Raw genomic sequence first — 18,915 nt, forward strand, 5'->3', positions numbered from 1 at the left:
ACCAAGACCTTGCTCAAACCTCGTGGGGCTGATACATTAGTAACATGGACATCAAAGCTACCTGATTGGGCATTGACATTCGAAACTGAAAGATTGCCTGAAAGACTAGTTGTCCTTGGCATCGAACGTAAACCGGTTCCAACCTGTGTCGATGAAGTTGATGAACTTGTTTCAGTTACACTAGAAATTACAGTTTTAGTACTTGCTCTAGTGGACGGATTTGGAATACTAGCTTCAGTAGAAGACGCCGTAAAACTGGACGTACTGATTTCATCAGTAGAACTTTCCGAAAGATTGGACGTGCTAATATCAGCGGATAAATCAGAAATACTGGATGTACTAGTGCCTGCGGATAGGTCCGAAAGATTGGATGTGCTAGCACTATTAGAACTATCAGCCTCCTCCACTTGTAAATCAATGGAAGATGACGAACTTACAACTGTAGAGCTAATCGAGTTAAGCTGTGCTGAACCTGATTCGTTTTCCTCTGTTACATTCTCCAAAGTAGCCGAATAACTATTTTCTTGCTCGACCGATGGCTGTCCGCTAGAATTGGCTACAACTCCCGCAATAGCATTCTGAGGCGTTACATTTTCAGCATCAGCATGAACAACTTGACTACTTAAGACCAATGTGCAAAGTGAAAGGAATACAATTATCTTTTTCACTAATTCCTCCTTTTCTACGAAACTTCTCACCTCGAAAAGTTTCTTGAGTATTCTAGTATGCTCACAAATACATTTGCAAAGCATACTGTTCAATATTGGTATAGAAAACTACCACCCACCTTCTATAATTATACAATTTTAATTATAGCATATTTCTTTTTTGATGAAAAGTTATTATAGAAAATTTTGACCAGTAGAATGAAGAAAAATTAGCAATTCCCCTGCTTATAAAAAGCTTCCAGAGCTTCTTGCCAAGTTGGGATGACAAAGCCTGTGGCTTTTGCCTTGTCCAAGCTCATGGTTGAGTTGAAAGGACGCTTAGCCTTAGCTGGGAATTGGCTAGAATCCACTGGCAATACTTTGGTATTAGTATCTTTGAGGATTTCAGTCGCAAAGTCAAACCAAGTCGTATCTTCTGCCGCATCATTTGACAAATGGTAGTAACCAAATTCTTGACCAGTTTCCACCAAGTGTACCATGAATTCCGCAAGGGTACGGGTCCAAGTTGGGCGACCGTGTTGGTCATTGACAACCGTCAAGGTATCGCGGGTTTCCGCAAGATTTTGCATAGTGAAAACAAAGTTTTTACCGTAGTTACCAAAGACCCAAGCTGTACGAACAGTGTAGAATTTGTCAGCAAATTTCTCAACTGCTTCCTCACCCAAGCGCTTGGTACGACCATATTCTGATTGAGGATCTGGTTGGTCATCTACTTGCCACTCTTGACCGACTGGCAACTCACCGTTGAAGACATAGTCCGTTGAGATGTAAACGAGGGTCGCACCGTATTTAGCTGCCGCTTTAGCAACATTCTCAGAACCTGTTACGTTAATCTTGTAGTTGAGATCCTTGCCCTCATCTTCTGCCATATCAACAGCTGTGTAGGCTGCACAGTGGTAAACAACGCTTGGCTTTACTTCTGCAAAGAAGGCGTCTACTTTATCTGCATCAGTTATGTCCATTTCTGCTACGTCAGCAGCCACATACTCAACGCCACGCTCATCCAAGAGATAACGCAATTCTGTACCCAACTGACCATTTGCACCTGTAATTAAAATCATGTTTGCTCCTTATTTCAAGAAAGGCTTGGGCAAGAGCCCTAGCCTTTAATAGTCTTACTTAATAACTTCTTGCGTTTTCGCGTAATTGGCTTCAACAGCTTCTTTTTCAGCCTTCCACCAGTCTTGGTTATCTGTATACCACTGGATAGTCTCTTCCAAACCTTGAGAGAAGTCTGTGAATTGTGGTGTCCATCCTAGCTCATCACGGAGTTTGCTTGCGTCAATAGCATAGCGCAAATCGTGTCCTGCACGGTCAGTTACGTGATCATAAGCATCTTTTGGTTGACCCATTTTTTCAAGAATCAATTCAAGCACTTCTTTGTTGTTCTTCTCACCGTCAGCACCGATTAGGTAAGTTTCGCCCATGCGGCCTTTTGTCAAAATTGCCCAAACACCAGTCGAGTGGTCATTGGTATGAATCCAGTCACGGACGTTTTTACCTTCACCGTAAAGTTTTGGCTTAATACCCGCCAAGATATTGGTGATTTGGCGTGGGATAAATTTCTCGATGTGTTGGTATGGTCCGTAGTTGTTTGAACAGTTTGAAATCGTTGCTCTGACACCAAATGAACGCACCCATGCTTTAACAATCAAGTCTGATGCAGCCTTGGTTGATGAGTAAGGTGATGATGGATTGTAGTTGGTTTCCGCAGTGAATTTCTCACCTGGACCTTCTCCATGACCTGGCAAGTCTTCACGCAAAGGAAGGTCACCGTATACTTCGTCGGTCGATACATGGTGGAAACGGATGTCATATTTACGAGCCGCTTCAAGAAGAGTATAGGTACCGATAAAGTTGGTATGGATGAATGGGCTTGGATCATTGAGAGAGTTGTCGTTGTGGCTTTCTGCCGCATAGTGAACAATAGCATCTGCCTTAGCAGCCAATTTGTCAACCAATTCAGCATCTGCAATGTCGCCAACAACAAGCTCAACACGGTCACCAAGAATAGCTTCCAAATTAGCCTTGTTTCCTGCATAAGTAAGTTTATCCAAAACAGTTACGTGAACGTCTGGATGATTGTTATAAACATAGTGTACAAAGTTTGAACCGATGAAACCAGCTCCACCAGTTACGATAATATTTTTAAATTGAGACATTTTTTTCTCCGAAAAGTTTTTTCTTTTTGTGATAGTTTCCTTAGGTAGTGGGGACCTAAGCAACTGCCAAGGTGTTTCATGACTAACCTATGAGTCCACGGTCTCATGGGTCCCCCCAGCTCCTTAGCAAAGGAGCTGCTTTTCATTACGGTGGAAACTATCGCGATTGGCTCGCTTTCTTTACTTCAAGATTTCCTTCAAGTAAGCAATCTTAGCAAAGTCTTTTTGGTTGTTGTTTTCTGCACGGTAGGAATCTTTTGAAGAGGCTTGGTAGATTTTCAGGTATTGTTCAAGTGTCGGTAGGTAATAGCGAATACCTGCTGTTTCTAGTTTTTCCAAATCTTCTAGCTCTACACCTGCAAATTCAGGTAGTGAATGTAGACCTCCGAATTCAACAGATAAGCCGTCTTTATGAAATTCATGTTCATGACGGTCAACCAGGACATAGCCTAGTTGGTTCATCATGGCAATCAGCTCATCAGCACGATATATCCGTTCGTCATCTGGGGCTTCCCAGCCACGCGGATCACTGGGTACATGAATATCAAGGTCCCTTGCCTGCCAATCTCTTCCTGTCCGCCTTTCCAAACCAACTGAGCCCATTAACAAGGGAGTGATTCCTAACTTGTTTAACTGCTCTGCTATTTCCAAAAAGGCTTGAAACATTAGAGGTCCTCTTTTCTCAAAGGCTTGACGTCCTTGAGGAGTGGGTGGTTTTCATCTGCTTCTGAAACTTCTGCTTCTTCTAGATTTTCCCACTTGATGTCGAGGCTAGGGTCAGCGTAGTTGACGAAGGCATACTTAGGCTTAAGCTCCAAAGCCCAGTAGTCGTTGACTAAGTAGCTGTAAGCCACGAAATCTGACAAGACTTGGAAACCATTGGCTACTCCGCGCGGAACGAAGATACCTTTTGAAGCATCGATAACGGTTTGGTAGGTATTACCGAAGGTTTCGCCTTCACGTAGATCGACCCAAGTTCCCAAAACCTTACCGCCGTCTGCTACTGAAATGTACTTATCCCAAGGCTCTGCGTGAAGACCACGAAGAACGTTTTTGCGAGAAAAAGAAACGTTATTCTGCAACTTTCCTTCTGCGAAGAAGCTCTCTGGGAAGCCGAGAGGCAACATTTTTTCCTTTTGGAAGTTCTCCTTGAACCAGCCACGGTTGTCGCCATGAACAGGAATGTCGAATTCTAACATTCCTGGAATAGCTTCAACCGGGCGAGCTGCTAGTGTTTTACCGAAAAAGTTATCTGTCATTAGGCCTCTCCAATCAAACGGAGTAAGTATTGTCCGTATTCATTTTTCTTAAGCGGTTGTGCCAATTCATGCACTTGTTCTTTTGTAATGTAGCCCATGCGGTAAGCAATTTCTTCCAAGTTAGCCACTTGAACATTCTGCAAGCGCTGAACTGTTTCGATGTATTGAGCTGCTTCTAAGAGGCTTTCATGCGTACCTGTATCCAACCAAGCAAATCCACGACCCATAAGCTCAACAGATAAGTCGCCGCGTTCTAAGTAAGCCTTGTTGACATCAGTGATTTCCAACTCGCCACGAGGAGATGGTTTAATGTTTTTCGCAATCTCCACAACATCATTGTCATAGAAGTAAAGACCAGTAACAGCAAAGTTTGATTTTGGCTCTTCAGGTTTTTCTTCGATAGAGATGGCATTCATATCAGCGTCAAACTCAACAACACCAAAGCGTTCTGGATCTTTTACTTGGTAACCAAAGACAGTCGCTCCCTTTTCTTTGCTGGCTGCACGTTGCAACATCTTGGTCAATCCATTGCCGTGGTAGATGTTATCACCAAGGATCAAGGCTACATTGTCATCACCGATAAATTCTTCACCGATAATAAAGGCTTGTGCCAAACCATCTGGACTTGGTTGTTCTGCATAAGAAAGTGAAATTCCAAGTTCAGAACCATCTCCTAACATATCCTTAAAACGTGGAAGATCTTGAGGTGTTGAGATAATCAAAATTTCTTTAATCCCAGCCAACATAAGTGTTGACAATGGATAGTAAATCATTGGTTTGTCATAGATAGGCATCAATTGTTTTGAAGCCGCTCGTGTCAAAGGATAAAGGCGTGTACCTGAACCACCTGCTAGAATAATACCTTTCATATAAGAGTACCTTCCCTAAAATATATTCAGTCTATTATACCATATTCTGAAGGATTATGTCATAAGAAAAAAGCCCGAAAATCGGACTTACCACTCTTCATGATTTAACCAAGAGCCACATCCAAGACCATCATAATGATAAATCCTGCCATGAGCCCAAGTGTTGCAATGTCTGTATTGCCGTTTGTTTGTGATTCAGGTATCAATTCTTCCACAACCACAAAAATCATAGCACCGGCAGCAAATGATAATGCGTAAGGCAAAATAGGTGTCATATAGGTCACGGCTACCGCACCAAGCAGAGCTGCAATCGGCTCAACAATGGCGGACATGGAGCCCCAATAAAAGGCTTTCCAACGTGAAGCACCATCCGTCCGAATGGGAATAGCCAAGGCCGCTCCCTCTGGAATGTTTTGCAAACCAATACCGATAGCAAGTCCCAGTGCTCCCACAAACGCTGCCGGGCTGTAATTAGAAGCCAAGGCACCAAAAGTCACACCGACTGCTAAACCTTCTGGAATATTGTGGATGGTGATGGCTAAAAATAGCAAAGCTGTCTTAGACAGATTTTTTCTGTTCTTCTCATCTCCACCTTCTGCCTGCTCTTTGTCACGCCCTAAATGCAAATGAGGAACCCAAGCATCGACCAAGCGCAAGAAAATGCCACCAACTGCAAAACCAACTGCAGCTGGAATCCAAGCAAGACCACCATAGGCAGCTTCTGCGTATTCAATAGACGGAGCTAGCAAAGACCAGAATGAAGCCGCAATCATGACACCGGCAGCAAAACCAAGCATGGTATCCAGCAAGCGCCGACTGACCGTCTTAAAGAAAAATACTATGGCTGAACCAAGAATGGTACAAAACCATGTAAATAAACCACCAAGCAAAGCCTGTAACACCACAGACTGTTCCGAAAACCAGGACATATTCCAACTCCTTTTTAATCAAGCATATTTCAATAATTAGGATAACCTAATTATTGAAATATTGCAAGAGTATTTTTTTAAAAAAAGAGTTGCAAAACGCAACTCCTACAAATGTCTAAATGGATTGGTCGAAACAGTCGATGGAAGGATTTCCACGTCCCAACCTTCTTCTGCCTTCCAAGTTTCCAGTAAATCTGCAATTTTCTTGATAAACAAGGCTTCGATATGGTGTCCAGGGTCAATGGCTAGCAAACCTTGTGTCAACATATCCTGACCCGTATGGTAGTAAATATCGCCTGTGATGTAAACATCTGCCCCCTTGGCAAGGGCCTCATGGTAGTAAGAGCCTCCACTGCCACCACAGATGGCCACACGGCTGACATACTGCTGAGCTTGATGACCATAAGTCACCAGACGGACAGCATCTAGACCAAAAACGTCCTTAACTTTCAAAGCCAACTCCTCCAAGGTCTGCTCTGCTATTGTCCCCACACGACCTAGCCCCTGCCCCTCAGCAGTTTCAATCAAGTAGGTAGTATCTTGAATTTCTAATAGTTCACAGAACCAGTCGTTGAGACCACCCTCAACCACATCAATATCTGTATGACTAACATAGACTGCAATATCATGCTTAATCAAATCAAGATACATTTTAGTTTGCGGATTGTCCGCCACCAAGTCCTTGAGCGGACGGAAAATCGGAGCATGCTTGACGATAATCAAGTCCACCCGCTTGTCAATAGCCTCCGCCACCGTCGTTTCACGAATATCCAGAGCCACCATGACCCGACGAATGTCCTTCTTGAGCGTACCGATTTGCAGCCCTTTCACATCGCCCTCCATAGCCAGAGACGGTGGACAAAAAGCCTGGTACCGCTCGATTACTTTACTTGCTAACATGAAGCACCTCCTGAATTTGTTGGATTTTTTTAGAAATAGCAGAGCGGTCAGCTTGGCGTTCAAGAGGCACTTGCTCCAAAGCGTAGGTCAGTTTGTCCAGTTCCTTGAGCCACTTCTTCTGGAAGGTAGCAGATTGCTCTTCCAGCAAATAAGGACCAAACCGTAACTGGTAAGCAGTCAAGTCAACATTTCCTTTCTCCGCTACCAAAATTTCATAAATCTTGTCATTCTCTTCCAATATTTCCTCTGCAATAATCTGAAAATCATGCTCAACCAACCAATGACGGACATCATCTTCTCGGTTATTGGGCTGTAAAACCAATCGCTCAACCGAACCAAGTTTGTCTTTCCCAGCTTCCAAGATTTCAGCTATCAGACGACCACCCATACCTGCAATAGTCACAGTGCTGACTTGGTCAGCCAGCTCAACCGCTGCCAAACCATTTGCCATGCGAACTGAAATCTTGTCTGACTGACCTGCCTGCTCCACATTTTGAAGGGCTGACTGGTAGGGACCTTGAACAACTTCGCCAGCGACTGCATAATCAATCCTGCCCTGTTCCACCAAAAAAAGAGGGAGATAAGCATGGTCACTCCCTACATCTGCTAGTCGAGCCCCTTGGGGCACATAGTCTGCGACTGTTGCCAGTCTTTTTGATAATCTTGTTTCCATTTTAATCTTTCCACATCCACATGGCATCCAGAAAGTCACTCGAAACTGTCACATTTTTAGCTTGTTGGACTTCTCTTTCCGCATTTTTAGCTTCTACCTGAGCGACACTTGTGATACCCTCCCGACGCCAGTTGCGTAAAATAGCCTGGATGTATTTCCAATTGGTTTTATTGTTAAAAACAGCTTCTTTTAAGGCAGCCCGAACCAAGTCAATAGAAGTCTTATCATCTTCGATTGTCTTCTGCAAGTCCTCAATTTCATAAGGTGACAAGAGGCGACCCAACTCCCGTTCAAACTCACCGACCATGGTTTTCAAATCATTTTCAGCTGGAAGGAATTGTGCTGCTTCTTTAGGAGCTAGTAATTCATCTAACTTTTCTAAGGCCGGAAAGGCATCGAAAATCATTTCAATTTCACCAGCAATGCTGATGGTCTTAAAGTCCAATAGGCCAGCTTCTTGCAAATTTTCAATAGACTGGTTGACCTGGGCAACAGTCCTGCCGATTGCCTGAGCAATCTCACTAGGAGCCAAGGCTTCTAGCGGTGATGTATTTTGATAAAAGAAAAATTGCCAGACCAAAAAATCATCTGCTGATGGAAAAAGCTCCTGATAATGAAATAAAATCGCTGCAGGAAGGACCAGTTGTCCCTGCCGAAATTGCTGTGAATAGTTCATATTTCCTCTTTAAAGACTAAAGACTTGCTGAAAGGGCTGACTGCTCAAAGGTTTTCCAATCATAAGGTGTTTCCTGATAGACAGCATAGTTGACCCAGTTGGTAAAGAATTGTGCTGCTGGCAGGTTCCATGACAAGGATGGTCTGCTTGTAGGATCATCTTCTTTGAAGTAATTTTCTGGTATATGAGGATTTTTACCTGCCAAGCAATCCCGCTGGTATTCTTTGGCTAATGTATCTCTGTCATATTCCAGATGCCCAAAACTATAGACTTCTCTCAAGTCTTTGCTAGCTAAAATTGACAATCCCACATCCTTGCCCTGTGACAAAATCAACAAGTCATCTAGATGGGTAATATCCTCTTCCTTGACCTCTGTGTAGCGTGAGTGTGGTGAACGAAATTCGTCATCAAATCCACGCATGAGGGAACAAGTGGGATAGGTTACCTCTTGACAATAAACACCTGATAATTTTCTTGCCATGGAGTGTTTTGGCACGCCATAGCGAGCATATAAACCAGCCTGCGCCCCCCAACAAATATGTAGGGTTGAATAAACATGGGCCTTAGACCATTCGAAGACTTGAACTAGCTCTTGCCAATAATCTACTTCTTCAAATGCTAAATTCTCCACTGGTGCCCCTGTAACAATCAAACCGTCAAAAAACTCATCCTTGACCTGTTCAAATGTCTTGTAAAATTGCTCCAAGTGATCCGAATGAGTATTTTTTGACTCATGACTTGCCATGTATAGAAATTCAACTTCTAATTGCAAGGGAGTATTTGCTAAAAGACGGAGCAGCTGAGTCTCCGTCACAATTTTCTGTGGCATGAGATTGAGAATTAAAATCTTGATAGGACGAATGTCCTGGCGACTGGCACGGACACTGTCCATGACAAAAATATTCTCTTCTCTCAAAATATCTACTGCTGGTAATGATTTTTCAATTTTAATCGGCATAAGCAACCTCCTGAGTTTCTTATATTTATTATAAGACAGGTTGTTATGCAATTCAATTAGAATAAAATAAGTACCAGTTATAAGTTTTGGCTATAACAATCTTAATAATGCATCAGAACTTTATAGTCGTAATCACCGATTGCTTCGCGACCCTTGAGATCATCCAACTCAATCAAGAAGGCACAGCCTGCTACAACACCACCAAGTTTTTCAATCATTTCGATGGTCGCTTTGACAGTTCCACCAGTTGCCAACAAGTCATCAACGATAAGAACACGTTGACCTGGCTTAATCGCATCCGCATGCATAGTCAAAGTATCCACACCGTACTCTTTTTCATAGTCAGCTGAGATAACTTCGCGTGGTAATTTGCCTGGCTTACGAACTGGAGCAAAACCAATACCCAATTCAAAAGCAACTGGGCATCCCACGATGAAACCACGCGCCTCTGGACCTACAATCATATCGATTTGCTTGTCAGTCGCGTACTGAACAATTTCACGTACGGCGTAGCTATAAGCGTTGCCATCAGCCATCAAAGGACTGATGTCACGGAATTCGATACCTTCTTTTGGATAATCAGGAATGGTTGCGATGTAATCTTTTAAGTTCATTTTCATCTCTCTTTAAATTTTTAGTTTTACTCTTTATTATACCATGAAATTAGTTTTTGGTACATTTCAAATCTTATATCTTTGGCAAAACGCCTACCCAAGCTAGCTACAAGTACAGCTCTGCTATGTCCCTTATGAGAAAAATAGCCTTGAGAATTGAAAAAGGATTGTTCCCAAGCTGTCTGATTAAGCTTGCTTTCATGCTTAGAAATGCGAGTAGGTGATAGGTAGGTCCCAGCTTTAGACCTGATCATTTTCTTACGAAATGCTGGGTCATGGGGACCAACTGGAGCCATATCTAGTTGGGCATGGCGTTTGTTGTTAGCACTGGCATAATTAAAGGAAGCTCCATTGACCACTCCGTTTTTAGAAGGTTTCTCTTCTAATATCAAGGCAAATTGTCCATCTTGTGCCAGGATGAATTCGCTATGAAATCCAATCAAAACTTTTAGATTGGTAGGTAGGATTTGCTTCTCATCCCTAGCAAATAATTGCTTATTATGTAGGCGGGCAGATTCCCTCAAACGATAGGACCAACCAGGCAAGCTAGCTAGGTAGGCTACCAAGGCCTGCCAATCTGTTTTTCCTTGTCCATAGTGCTGACGCACCCAAGTCGCCTGCTGGTAGGAAATCAGATAGCGCAATTGATGGACTTGTTTGCCAAGTTCACTATTCTCTGCCAGCTCCTGACCAGGAAAGGCTTTGTCAATTAAGTCAGCAAACAAGCGCCAGAAAGGATGGTGGGGAGGGCAGTTACCGTCTATTTTCCCTAGCAAGTCAGGTAGGTGGCTATGGTGTAGATCTTCTGGAGCTTCCAAGATCTCCATAATCTGCTCTAGCAAACTCCGTGCTTTTTCTTTGGTCATAGACCAACTTTCAGCCTTTAACAACTTGTAAAAGCTGGTCGAGGCAAAAATCGTAAGTTCATCCATGAAGTTTTGGACAAATACTGGAATTTCTGCTTTTGGCATTTTCAGTAAATCTTTAAGAAATGCCTTGTAAATCGCCTTTTCTGACCACCCTTTACTCCTCAATACTTTCAAGGCTTGCCGGACTGGTTCAACTTCTTCCAAGGCTTCCAAGTCTTTTTTCCGGCGATTGGTGTGCCAAAAATACACAAAGATAAGCAATAAAAGCAGAAGACCGAGAAAGACAGGCATCATCAAACTTGCCCACATAGCCAGTCATAAATCTCCTGAACTGTGCCCAGTGCCATCAATTCTTGCTGGACAACCGTTTCTTTCAAGTCTTGGTAAATCTGACTTTCTGAAATTTCCCGCTTCTGCGCTTCCTTGTTAACCCGCATGACACCGTCCGTAATGGTTACAAATTCCAATTCTTGGAAAATTTGAATCATTTTCACTAATAGGGTGTCCTTGATTTTCAAGTAAGCAGCCAAATCTTTCAATTTATAGCGCACATCAAACTCATCAAACTGATAAATGGTCTTGTACAATTTGGCAAATTGGTCCCGACTGCCGTAGCCATCCAGATAGTAAGGTTTGGCAATTTCATTTTTAAAGTAAATCGCCTCAAATTCATTTTCTTGGAAATAGCTGCGCAGACTGCTGATGTCTTCAGGCAAACTTGCTAGAACAATGGCTTTTTCATTCGTCTTGGAATTGTCTAAATCCAAAACAGGAATGCCAACTGGCAGCTGATGTTGCTTTCCGCGAATATTATAGAGCTGGACACCATTGACCCTAGCATCTACCAGCATAAGCTGGAGGCTGGTATTGCCATTCCACTTGTTGACGGAGAGAGTAACGGCCAATTCCAAGTTTTTGGCCTGAGAAAATTCCAAGGCAAGATTGCCCTTGCCAAAGGCCACCACATCAAATCCAGCTGCCCCTTTAGTAATACGAAGTTTGAGGTGGGCATTATTCTGCCCCATGGTCCGTGCAGATTCCACTTGGAAATCCTTAATATAGAAAATCGGCTTTTTATTGTCCATCCCGTAGGGCGCTAATTTTTCAAAGGATTTTAGCGTATCTAGGGTTAATTCCTCTAAATCCAATTCTTCATCCAAAATAAGGGAAGACTTGCTAGACAAGTCCAGCTTATTCTCAATGATATAGGCTGTTAAGGTATCTGCCAACTGGTCTAATTTTTCCACTTCCAAGGTCATACCAGCCGCACCAGCATGGCCACCAAAGGCAATAAAGAGGTCTTGGTGGTCTTTGAGGGCCTGGAAAATGTCCACAGCCTCAACCGAACGGGCTGACCCCTTGGCCTTACCATCTTCAATGGACAAGACTATGACGGGTTGGTGTAATTCTTCAAGCAAACGACCCGCTACAATTCCTAGAACACCTGGGTTCCAGCCCTCTTTGGCTAGAACTTGAATGGGTCTATCAGAGCGGAGCATGGACTTGGCTTCATCATAGATAGCTTGAACGACATTCTTACGCTCTTCATTTTTACTGTCAATCATCAGAGCAATCTCATGGGCTTCTTCATCGTCAAAACCAGTCAGAAGTTCGATGGCTGGATTTGGATCATCTAAACGCCCCAGAGCATTCAATCTCGGAGCCAGTTGGAAACCAACTGTTTCTTCATCAAGGCTATCTACATCAATTCCTGCAATTTTCATCAATTCTTGAAGACCTGCTCGCTCCGTTTGTTTAAGAAGAGAAAGTCCATACTTGACCATGACACGATTTTCACCTGTTAGACTTACCATATCAGCGATAGTGCCAATGGCAACCAAATCCAGTAAATCTGCATGAACGGTTTCCAGTAGTGCACAGGCTAGTTTAAAGGCTACACCACAACCAGCTAGGTGTTTGAAGGGATAGTTTCCCTCTGGATGTTCTGGGTGGACAATGGCATAGGCATTAGGAAGCGTTTCCTGCATGGAATGGTGGTCCGTCACAACAACATCGACACCCATTTCCTGAGCATAGGCAATAGCTTCATGACCCGCAACGCCATTATCCACCGTCACAATCAGAGAAATGCCCTGTTGCTCGATAAAATACTTATAAACCGACTGATTGGGACCATAGCCATCTGTAAAACGGTTTGGAAGGTAGACCTGAACTTCTGCCCCCATTTCTTCCAAGGTTTCCTTGAGAATAGATGCCGAGGTCATCCCGTCCGCATCATAATCCCCATAGATCAAGATCTGTTCATAATCTTCAATGGCCCGACGGATCCGCTCCACTGCCTTGTCCATATCATGTAACAAATAGGGATCGTGGAGGTCTTCGAGGCTTGGTTGTAAAAAAGCTTGCAACTCTTCCGCCGACTGAATACCACGTTCGTAGAGTAACTTTGCAGCTACAGGGTCCAATCCTTCTTTTTTAGCGACTTTGATAAATTGTTCATCAGAAAAACCGGTCAATAATTGCCAGTCATAGTTGGGTTTTATCACGTGTTTCACTCCTTCAAGATGTCTTTCTATTATACCATTTTCATAGAAAAATGGAGCAAGGGGAGGACTGAATTTAATCAATCACCCCCTGCTCCAACTATGCAAGATTATTTTTAAAGCAATGGTGAGATAATATTCATCAAGGCACCAGCCAAACGCTTATACCAAGGATAGGTATTTTCAAAACCGACCAAGGTGATTCGCTCGGATTGGGCAAAGGAATCTTCGAAATCCTGTAAAATATCTGCCAAAACTTGCTTGTGGTTGTAGACATACAAGCCACACTCAAAGTTGAGATAGAAGGAGCGGAAATCCATATTGACCGTTCCAACAGTCGCCTTCTTATCATCTACCAGAACGACTTTTGAATGGACAAAGCCCGGTGTGTATTCATAAATCTCAATGCCAGCTTCTAAATAAGTTCTAAAATCCATCCGAGCGGCCAGATAGGCCGATTGCTTGTCATAGATATGCGGTAAGAGTAATTTAACCCGTACACCACGTTTGGCAGCATAGGTCAGGTTATCAATCATTTCATCATCCAAGACCAGATATGGAGTCATGATGTAGATATAATCCGTTGCGGACTGGATCATATCCAAATAAACACGCTTGGCAACCTCGTCATTATCAAAGGGATTTTCACCGTAGGCCAGAAAATAGCCTTGACCAGTCACTTCTTCCACTTCAGCCTCACGCGCCGCTTTCAAGTATTTCAAATCATCCGTTGGCTTTTTCTCATTGTGGTTCCACATCTGCAAAAACATGAGAGTAAAGTTGGAAACGGCCTCTCCCTTGACCATGATGGCTGCATCTTTCCAGTAACCAAAACGTTCTATCTTGTTAATATATTCATCTGCAATATTGACGCCGCCTGTAAATGCCACCTTGCCGTCGATGACCGCAATTTTACGGTGGTCACGGTTGTTCTGAACGGTAGAAAGGGCGGGAATAATCTGTGAGAAAACCCGTGTTTTGATACCATAGGAGCGCAAGGTTTTGTAGTAGGTGTAGGGCAGAGTACTAAGGGAATTCATTCCATCATACATAAATCGGACTTCTACACCTTGAGCCGCCTTTTCCTTGAGAATGTCCAAGATCGACTCCCACATAAAACCTTCATCAACAATGAAGTACTCCATAAAGATATACTGCTCTGCTTTTTTCAACTCCTCTAAAAGAGCTTCAAACTTGGCCTCACCTGACGAAAAATAAACCGCATCTGTATTGGTATGAAGAGGATAGCCGACATACTCGCTCATGTAGTGGGCCAGTTTCAGTTGCTCCCTGTCTGCTTTGGCCAGACCATTCATCACCTTGTCAGAAGTCTTTCCATACTGCCGCAAGATTTCCGCCTGTCGCTGAAAGGTTTTGCGATAGCGACGAGTTTCAATGTTGGATTGGAGAATATAGTAAAAGAGGGCTCCAAAAACAGGAAAACCGATGACAAAAACTATCCAGGTCAACTTGAAACTGGCGTTCATTGGGCGATTGATGATGGAAATGGCTACGATAATAGAAAAAAGTTGTAGTGCCGTCAAGATAGCTGGGACATAGACTGCTAGTGAACCAACCACCCAAACTATCGCAAAGACTGTCAATAATAAAAGGGCAAGAACTATAAAAACCCGACTATAAATAATTTTCCACAATTTTTTCATACTACACTCTCACGATGTTTTTTCCCATTATACCAGATTATAGTCAAATATCATACTAATTATCGCAGTAGATTTCTCGCAGTTCTTACTTGAAAACAGCACCCCTATCTCCTACATCATAAAACACCGACATAGACCGGTGTTTTACTTATATATATTATCTGTCAAAATTTCTACGGTTTACCGTAACGTAAGCCCATAGCATTGATAGCGACAATAACCGTCGATAGACTCATGAGCACAGCCGCCAATAAAGGATCCACCATAATGCCCATGCTTGGATAGAGGATTCCAGCAGCTAAGGGAATGGCAATGATGTTGTAACCTGCCCCAAACCAGAGATTTTGCTTCATTTTGCGGATGGTTGTCTTGGCAATGCTCAACATATCCAAGACTGCTGATGGATTGGATTGAACCAAGACCACGTCTGCAGAGTGGATGGCAACAGAAGTTCCTGCGCCAATGGCAAAGCCTAAATCTGCCGTCGCTAGAGCAGGCGAATCATTGACCCCATCGCCGATGAAAAGAACTGCCCCACGCGCCTGATAGTCCTTGACCAGTTTTGCCTTATCCTCTGGTTTAAGTTCAGCTCGGTAATCCTCTATGCCCAACTGAATGGCTACTTTTTGTGCGGTAGCTAGATTGTCACCCGTTAACATCACAGGACTAATACCCTGCGCTTTCAAGCCTGCTACAAAATCTTTAGCATCTTCTTTTATCTGGTCTCCCAAGGCTACAAATCCCAAGACCACATGATCAGTCACCAAAAAACTCACGGTTAGACCCAAATCAAGATAGGGAGCAATCACGTCCTGATCCACTGACAAACCTATTTCCTGCAGACCTTTGTAGGACATGATTTCATAAACCCTTCCATCCAAGACTCCTCGAATCCCACTACCAGGGATATTCTCAACCTGCTCTACTTGATAGGAATGTTGACCTGCCGCCTCCACTATGGAAAGGGCAATTGGGTGGGTTGAATGAACTTCTAGGGCTGCCATTTTGGCCAGCACATCCGCTCCCTCAACCAAATCTTGACTGTGTCGAACTTGAAATTTTCCGTCGGTCAAGGTTCCGGTCTTATCCATCAAGGCAAACCGAATCTGGTTAACCTGTTCAAGAGCTGTTCGGTTCTGAACCAAAAGACCATTTTTTGAAGAAATCGTGGTCAAACGCGCCACAACAAGAGGGATGGCTAAACCAAGGGCATGCGGACAGGCAATGACAAAAACAGAAACTGCCATCATCAAGGCAAAGGCAAGATTAGCCGTCATGGTCCAATAAATAAAGGCCATAATCCCCACAATTAAAGCTGCATAGAAGAGCCAAGAGGCTACGCGGTCAGCCATATTTTCAAGCTTGGATTTCTGGTTTTGCGCTTGACGGACCATTTCGGTCACCTGCGCCAAAAAGCTGTCCCTACCAAGACTGGTCACTTCCATTTCAAAGGGCGTGTTTTGATTGAGCGAACCACCGAATACCCTATCTCCCGCCTCTTTTTTGACAGCTCGAGATTCCCCAGTAATCATGGATTCATCAATATGAGCAACACTCAAAATCTTACCGTCAGCCGGAATTTTTTCATTTTCCTTGACTAGGAGGAAATCCCCAATCTGCAAGTCCTCTACCGCAACATCTGTCCCATCCTTGAGATGGGCTTTTTTCGGAATGAGAGAGGCCAAGTCTTTTAGGGCATCGCCTGCTCCCATAACCGCCTTCATCTCAATGATATGCCCAATCAGCATAATGACAATCAGCGTAGACAACTCAAACCAAAAGTTCATGCTTTCTTGTCCCAATAGCGCTAAAATTGTTGCATAAACGGAGTAAAGATAGGAAACAATAATCCCCATGGAAATCAGGGTCATCATTGCAGGTTTTTTAGCTTGCAACTCCCCTCTAGCTCCGTTAAAGAAAGGTGTTCCTGAGTAGAAGAAGATAATAGAACCTAATATCAGCTGGACAAGTTCAACACCCGGAAAACGTAAAAGAGTGAAACCTGCAATTGGAGAAATGGCCAGTAGGGGAATCATGACTGCCACTGCGACTTTGAGTTTTGTATTCATATCCCCCATGTGCATCATGTGCCCACCATGCTCCATCATGTCATGGTCATGCCCTTGGTGATGCTGATGAGCATCATGAGTATGATGAGAATGATGACTGACGTCAGAGCCTCCTTCATGATGCTTGTGATGGTCAGAATGATGATTGGCGTGAGCCCCCTCTTCATGGGAATGCTCCTGCTGGTGGGAATCATGATGGGTCTGACCAACTTCCTCAGAATGCATCGCATGCTGGTGTTCCTGCTTATTTTCTTTTGAATGGTTCATAAGGCAACTCCTATTTCTGTCTACATTTGTAATCGATTTACAATTATAGTTTACACTTGTAGTCAAAAAATGTCAACCGATTAGATCAAAAAAACCTAGAATGGCATTAATCCATCTAGGTCATATTATGTGTTCACTTTTCTTTATTTCAAATTAAAAACAGTACTTGCCAAATAATCAGCCAACCTCGGAAAAAGAGTATAGAGTTTATGAGCTACCGCCAAGGTCCAAGGCAGATTGATGTCTCTCTTCCTAGTTCCCATAGCCGCCACAATCTTCTTGGCAACATAGTCTGGTTGCAGCAAGAAAGCCTTGACGCTCTCTTGATAGCTTCCGTCTGGATCTGCTTGGTCGAAAAATCCAGTCGCAATAGGTCCTGGGTTGACCGTAGTAACTGTCACACCATACTGGGCTAGTTCCAAGCGAATGGTATTGGAAAATCCCATGGCCGCAAACTTGGTCGCCGAATAAACCGATGATTTGCTTGAAGCAATCAAGCCTGACATGGAAATGATATTGATAATCTGCCCACTTCGTCTGGCCTTCATCCGTTTGCCCACCAAACGACATAAGGTCATGAGAGCAAAGGTATTGATGTCAAACATAGCTTGCACCTGCTGGCTGGAGAAATTCTCAAAACCATCGTAAACGGCATAGCCAGCATTATTGACTAAAATATCAATCTGACCAAACTGATTATCCAGTTCATCGAAAAATGCAGTCAGAGCTACTTCATCTCGGATGTCTACATCAAAGACAGCCTTTTTTTCATGGTAAGCATAGAGCTGCTCGATTCTCGCCATATCACGACCTAGTAAAATCAAGAAATCATCCTTCAGCAAGGGCACCATTTCCTGTACCAAGCCACCAGAGGCACCTGTGATTAGAATGGTTCTCATAGCTCAATTTCCTCTAAATCCTTGACAATATGGACCTGCTCGAAAATAGTACTTGCATCTTTCCGAAGCTGGCTAATGTCCTTAGATAAGAATCGAGGACTGATATGGTTTAGTAAGAGGCGTTTGGCTCCTGCATCCTTAGCTACCTGAGCAGCTTCCATATTGGTTGAATGACCATGCTTACGAGCAATTTGTTCGTCGCCTTTTCCGTAGGTCGCTTCATGCACCAGCACATCAGCATTGACAGCCAGACGGACACTAGCATGACACTTGCGCGTATCACCAAGAATGGTCACCACCTTACCAGGCCGTGGAGGAGAAATATAGTCACTCGCGATAATTTCAGTCCCATCTTCAAGCGTCACATTTTGACCGTTTTTGATTTTTCCAAAGAGGGGGCCAAATGGTACACCTGCCGCGCGCAGAGCCTCTGCATCCAGGGTCCCTTCCAAATCTTTCTGGATGACACGGTAGCCGACACAAGGAATAGTATGATCCAACTTTTCAGCGAATACCGTGAATTTGTCGGTTTCTAGAACCTGACCTACCGTATCAACATCAAATTCATGAAAATGAATGCGATAAGGTAAACGTGTCCCTGATACTTTAATACTGGTCAAAACAAATGAACGGATGCCAACAGGTCCGTAAATCTCAATATCAGTCTGTTCCTCACTTGACTGGAAAGAACGACTGGATAAAAAGCCTGGCAGTCCAAAAATATGGTCTCCGTGCAGGTGAGTAATAAAGATTTTAGCCACCTTACGTGGGCGGATAGTCGTTTCCAAAATCCGATTCTGAGTGCCCTCACCACAATCAAATAGCCAAACCTGATTGATTTCATCCAAGAGTTTCAAGGCCAAACTGGATACATTTCGAGCCTTGGAAGGCTGACCAGCCCCCGTACCTAAAAATTGAATTTGCATTGTTTACTT

17 protein-coding genes and 1 pseudogene are annotated in these 18,915 nt (G+C 43.5%); all 18 read right to left on the reverse strand.

Annotation, left to right across the window (positions count from 1 at the left end):
* A pseudogene (locus tag RFK25_RS05910) lies at positions 1–668 on the reverse strand (hypothetical protein); the annotation flags it as partial.
* 209 nt (positions 669–877) lie between these two features.
* Complete coding sequence (gene rfbD / locus RFK25_RS05915; protein ID WP_332412259.1) at positions 878–1,729, reverse strand: dTDP-4-dehydrorhamnose reductase; 852 nt, start codon at positions 1,727–1,729, stop codon at positions 878–880.
* Positions 1,730–1,783: 54 nt separating this feature from the next.
* Positions 1,784–2,830, reverse strand: a complete 1,047-nt coding sequence (gene rfbB, locus RFK25_RS05920; protein ID WP_332412262.1) for a dTDP-glucose 4,6-dehydratase — start codon at positions 2,828–2,830, stop codon at positions 1,784–1,786.
* A gap of 180 nt (positions 2,831–3,010) precedes the next feature.
* Positions 3,011–3,496 (reverse strand): phosphoribosylanthranilate isomerase, encoded by a 486-nt coding sequence (locus tag RFK25_RS05925; protein ID WP_332412264.1) that lies wholly within the window; start codon positions 3,494–3,496, stop codon positions 3,011–3,013.
* Positions 3,496–4,089 carry a dTDP-4-dehydrorhamnose 3,5-epimerase family protein gene (locus tag RFK25_RS05930; RefSeq protein WP_332412266.1) on the reverse strand — a complete coding sequence of 198 codons (594 nt, stop codon included), beginning with the start codon at positions 4,087–4,089 and terminating at the stop codon, positions 3,496–3,498. Before RFK25_RS05930 ends, RFK25_RS05925 begins: the two co-directional genes overlap by 1 nt.
* Complete coding sequence (rfbA, locus tag RFK25_RS05935; RefSeq protein WP_024379473.1) at positions 4,089–4,958, reverse strand: glucose-1-phosphate thymidylyltransferase RfbA; 870 nt, start codon at positions 4,956–4,958, stop codon at positions 4,089–4,091. The genes RFK25_RS05930 and rfbA overlap by 1 nt, the downstream gene beginning before the upstream one ends.
* A 104-nt stretch (positions 4,959–5,062) precedes the next feature.
* Positions 5,063–5,887: a ZIP family metal transporter gene (locus RFK25_RS05940; protein ID WP_332412268.1), complete on the reverse strand. Its 825-nt coding sequence runs from the start codon at positions 5,885–5,887 to the stop codon at positions 5,063–5,065.
* 105 nt (positions 5,888–5,992) lie between these two features.
* Positions 5,993–6,787 carry a Nif3-like dinuclear metal center hexameric protein gene (locus RFK25_RS05945; protein ID WP_332412272.1) on the reverse strand — a complete coding sequence of 265 codons (795 nt, stop codon included), beginning with the start codon at positions 6,785–6,787 and terminating at the stop codon, positions 5,993–5,995.
* Entirely contained in the window at positions 6,774–7,460 is a 687-nt protein-coding gene (locus RFK25_RS05950; RefSeq protein WP_332412274.1) for a tRNA (adenine(22)-N(1))-methyltransferase, read from the reverse strand. The genes RFK25_RS05945 and RFK25_RS05950 overlap by 14 nt, the downstream gene beginning before the upstream one ends.
* A 1-nt stretch (position 7,461) precedes the next feature.
* On the reverse strand, positions 7,462–8,136 hold the full coding sequence (locus tag RFK25_RS05955) for a DnaD domain-containing protein (RefSeq protein ID WP_332412276.1): 675 nt from the start codon (positions 8,134–8,136) through the stop codon (positions 7,462–7,464).
* A gap of 16 nt (positions 8,137–8,152) precedes the next feature.
* Complete coding sequence (metA, locus tag RFK25_RS05960) at positions 8,153–9,094, reverse strand: homoserine O-acetyltransferase MetA (protein ID WP_332412278.1); 942 nt, start codon at positions 9,092–9,094, stop codon at positions 8,153–8,155.
* A 101-nt stretch (positions 9,095–9,195) separates the two neighbouring features.
* On the reverse strand, positions 9,196–9,708 hold the full coding sequence (locus RFK25_RS05965) for an adenine phosphoribosyltransferase (RefSeq protein WP_044690593.1): 513 nt from the start codon (positions 9,706–9,708) through the stop codon (positions 9,196–9,198).
* A 26-nt stretch (positions 9,709–9,734) separates the two neighbouring features.
* Positions 9,735–10,886, reverse strand: a complete 1,152-nt coding sequence (locus RFK25_RS05970) for a DUF3114 domain-containing protein (protein ID WP_332412281.1) — start codon at positions 10,884–10,886, stop codon at positions 9,735–9,737.
* Entirely contained in the window at positions 10,871–13,084 is a 2,214-nt protein-coding gene (gene recJ / locus RFK25_RS05975) for a single-stranded-DNA-specific exonuclease RecJ (protein ID WP_332412282.1), read from the reverse strand. Before recJ ends, RFK25_RS05970 begins: the two co-directional genes overlap by 16 nt.
* Positions 13,085–13,197: 113 nt before the next feature.
* Positions 13,198–14,745 (reverse strand): cardiolipin synthase, encoded by a 1,548-nt coding sequence (gene cls, locus RFK25_RS05980; protein WP_332412283.1) that lies wholly within the window; start codon positions 14,743–14,745, stop codon positions 13,198–13,200.
* Between the two features lie 173 nt (positions 14,746–14,918).
* A complete protein-coding gene (locus tag RFK25_RS05985) occupies positions 14,919–17,081 on the reverse strand; it encodes a copper-translocating P-type ATPase (RefSeq protein WP_332412284.1) in 2,163 nt (720 codons plus the stop codon).
* A 143-nt stretch (positions 17,082–17,224) separates the two neighbouring features.
* The gene (locus tag RFK25_RS05990) at positions 17,225–17,980 is read right to left on the reverse strand and encodes an SDR family NAD(P)-dependent oxidoreductase (protein ID WP_044767490.1); all 756 of its coding nucleotides are present in this window, start codon (positions 17,978–17,980) and stop codon (positions 17,225–17,227) included.
* A complete protein-coding gene (gene rnz, locus RFK25_RS05995) occupies positions 17,977–18,906 on the reverse strand; it encodes a ribonuclease Z (RefSeq protein WP_044767489.1) in 930 nt (309 codons plus the stop codon). The genes RFK25_RS05990 and rnz overlap by 4 nt, the downstream gene beginning before the upstream one ends.
* Between the last annotated feature and the right edge of the window lie 9 nt (positions 18,907–18,915).

The organism is Streptococcus sp. SS-4456, assembly GCF_036680365.1.
Classification (GTDB): domain Bacteria; phylum Bacillota; class Bacilli; order Lactobacillales; family Streptococcaceae; genus Streptococcus.

What these genes read in the sequence shown, in the direction of transcription:
- cls (WP_332412283.1), bottom strand. Translation starts at nt 14,745, where the DNA reads ATGAAAAAATTGTGGAAAATTATTTATAGTCGGGTTTTTATAGTTCTT.
- rfbD (WP_332412259.1), bottom strand. Translation starts at nt 1,729, where the DNA reads ATGATTTTAATTACAGGTGCAAATGGTCAGTTGGGTACAGAATTGCGT.
- metA (WP_332412278.1), bottom strand. Translation starts at nt 9,094, where the DNA reads ATGCCGATTAAAATTGAAAAATCATTACCAGCAGTAGATATTTTGAGA.
- RFK25_RS05940 (WP_332412268.1), bottom strand. Translation starts at nt 5,887, where the DNA reads ATGTCCTGGTTTTCGGAACAGTCTGTGGTGTTACAGGCTTTGCTTGGT.
- RFK25_RS05965 (WP_044690593.1), bottom strand. Translation starts at nt 9,708, where the DNA reads ATGAACTTAAAAGATTACATCGCAACCATTCCTGATTATCCAAAAGAA.
- RFK25_RS05970 (WP_332412281.1), bottom strand. Translation starts at nt 10,886, where the DNA reads ATGTGGGCAAGTTTGATGATGCCTGTCTTTCTCGGTCTTCTGCTTTTA.
- RFK25_RS05955 (WP_332412276.1), bottom strand. Translation starts at nt 8,136, where the DNA reads ATGAACTATTCACAGCAATTTCGGCAGGGACAACTGGTCCTTCCTGCA.
- RFK25_RS05930 (WP_332412266.1), bottom strand. Translation starts at nt 4,089, where the DNA reads ATGACAGATAACTTTTTCGGTAAAACACTAGCAGCTCGCCCGGTTGAA.
- RFK25_RS05950 (WP_332412274.1), bottom strand. Translation starts at nt 7,460, where the DNA reads ATGGAAACAAGATTATCAAAAAGACTGGCAACAGTCGCAGACTATGTG.
- rfbB (WP_332412262.1), bottom strand. Translation starts at nt 2,830, where the DNA reads ATGTCTCAATTTAAAAATATTATCGTAACTGGTGGAGCTGGTTTCATC.
- RFK25_RS05925 (WP_332412264.1), bottom strand. Translation starts at nt 3,496, where the DNA reads ATGTTTCAAGCCTTTTTGGAAATAGCAGAGCAGTTAAACAAGTTAGGA.
- RFK25_RS05985 (WP_332412284.1), bottom strand. Translation starts at nt 17,081, where the DNA reads ATGAACCATTCAAAAGAAAATAAGCAGGAACACCAGCATGCGATGCAT.
- rnz (WP_044767489.1), bottom strand. Translation starts at nt 18,906, where the DNA reads ATGCAAATTCAATTTTTAGGTACGGGGGCTGGTCAGCCTTCCAAGGCT.
- RFK25_RS05945 (WP_332412272.1), bottom strand. Translation starts at nt 6,787, where the DNA reads ATGTTAGCAAGTAAAGTAATCGAGCGGTACCAGGCTTTTTGTCCACCG.
- rfbA (WP_024379473.1), bottom strand. Translation starts at nt 4,958, where the DNA reads ATGAAAGGTATTATTCTAGCAGGTGGTTCAGGTACACGCCTTTATCCT.
- RFK25_RS05990 (WP_044767490.1), bottom strand. Translation starts at nt 17,980, where the DNA reads ATGAGAACCATTCTAATCACAGGTGCCTCTGGTGGCTTGGTACAGGAA.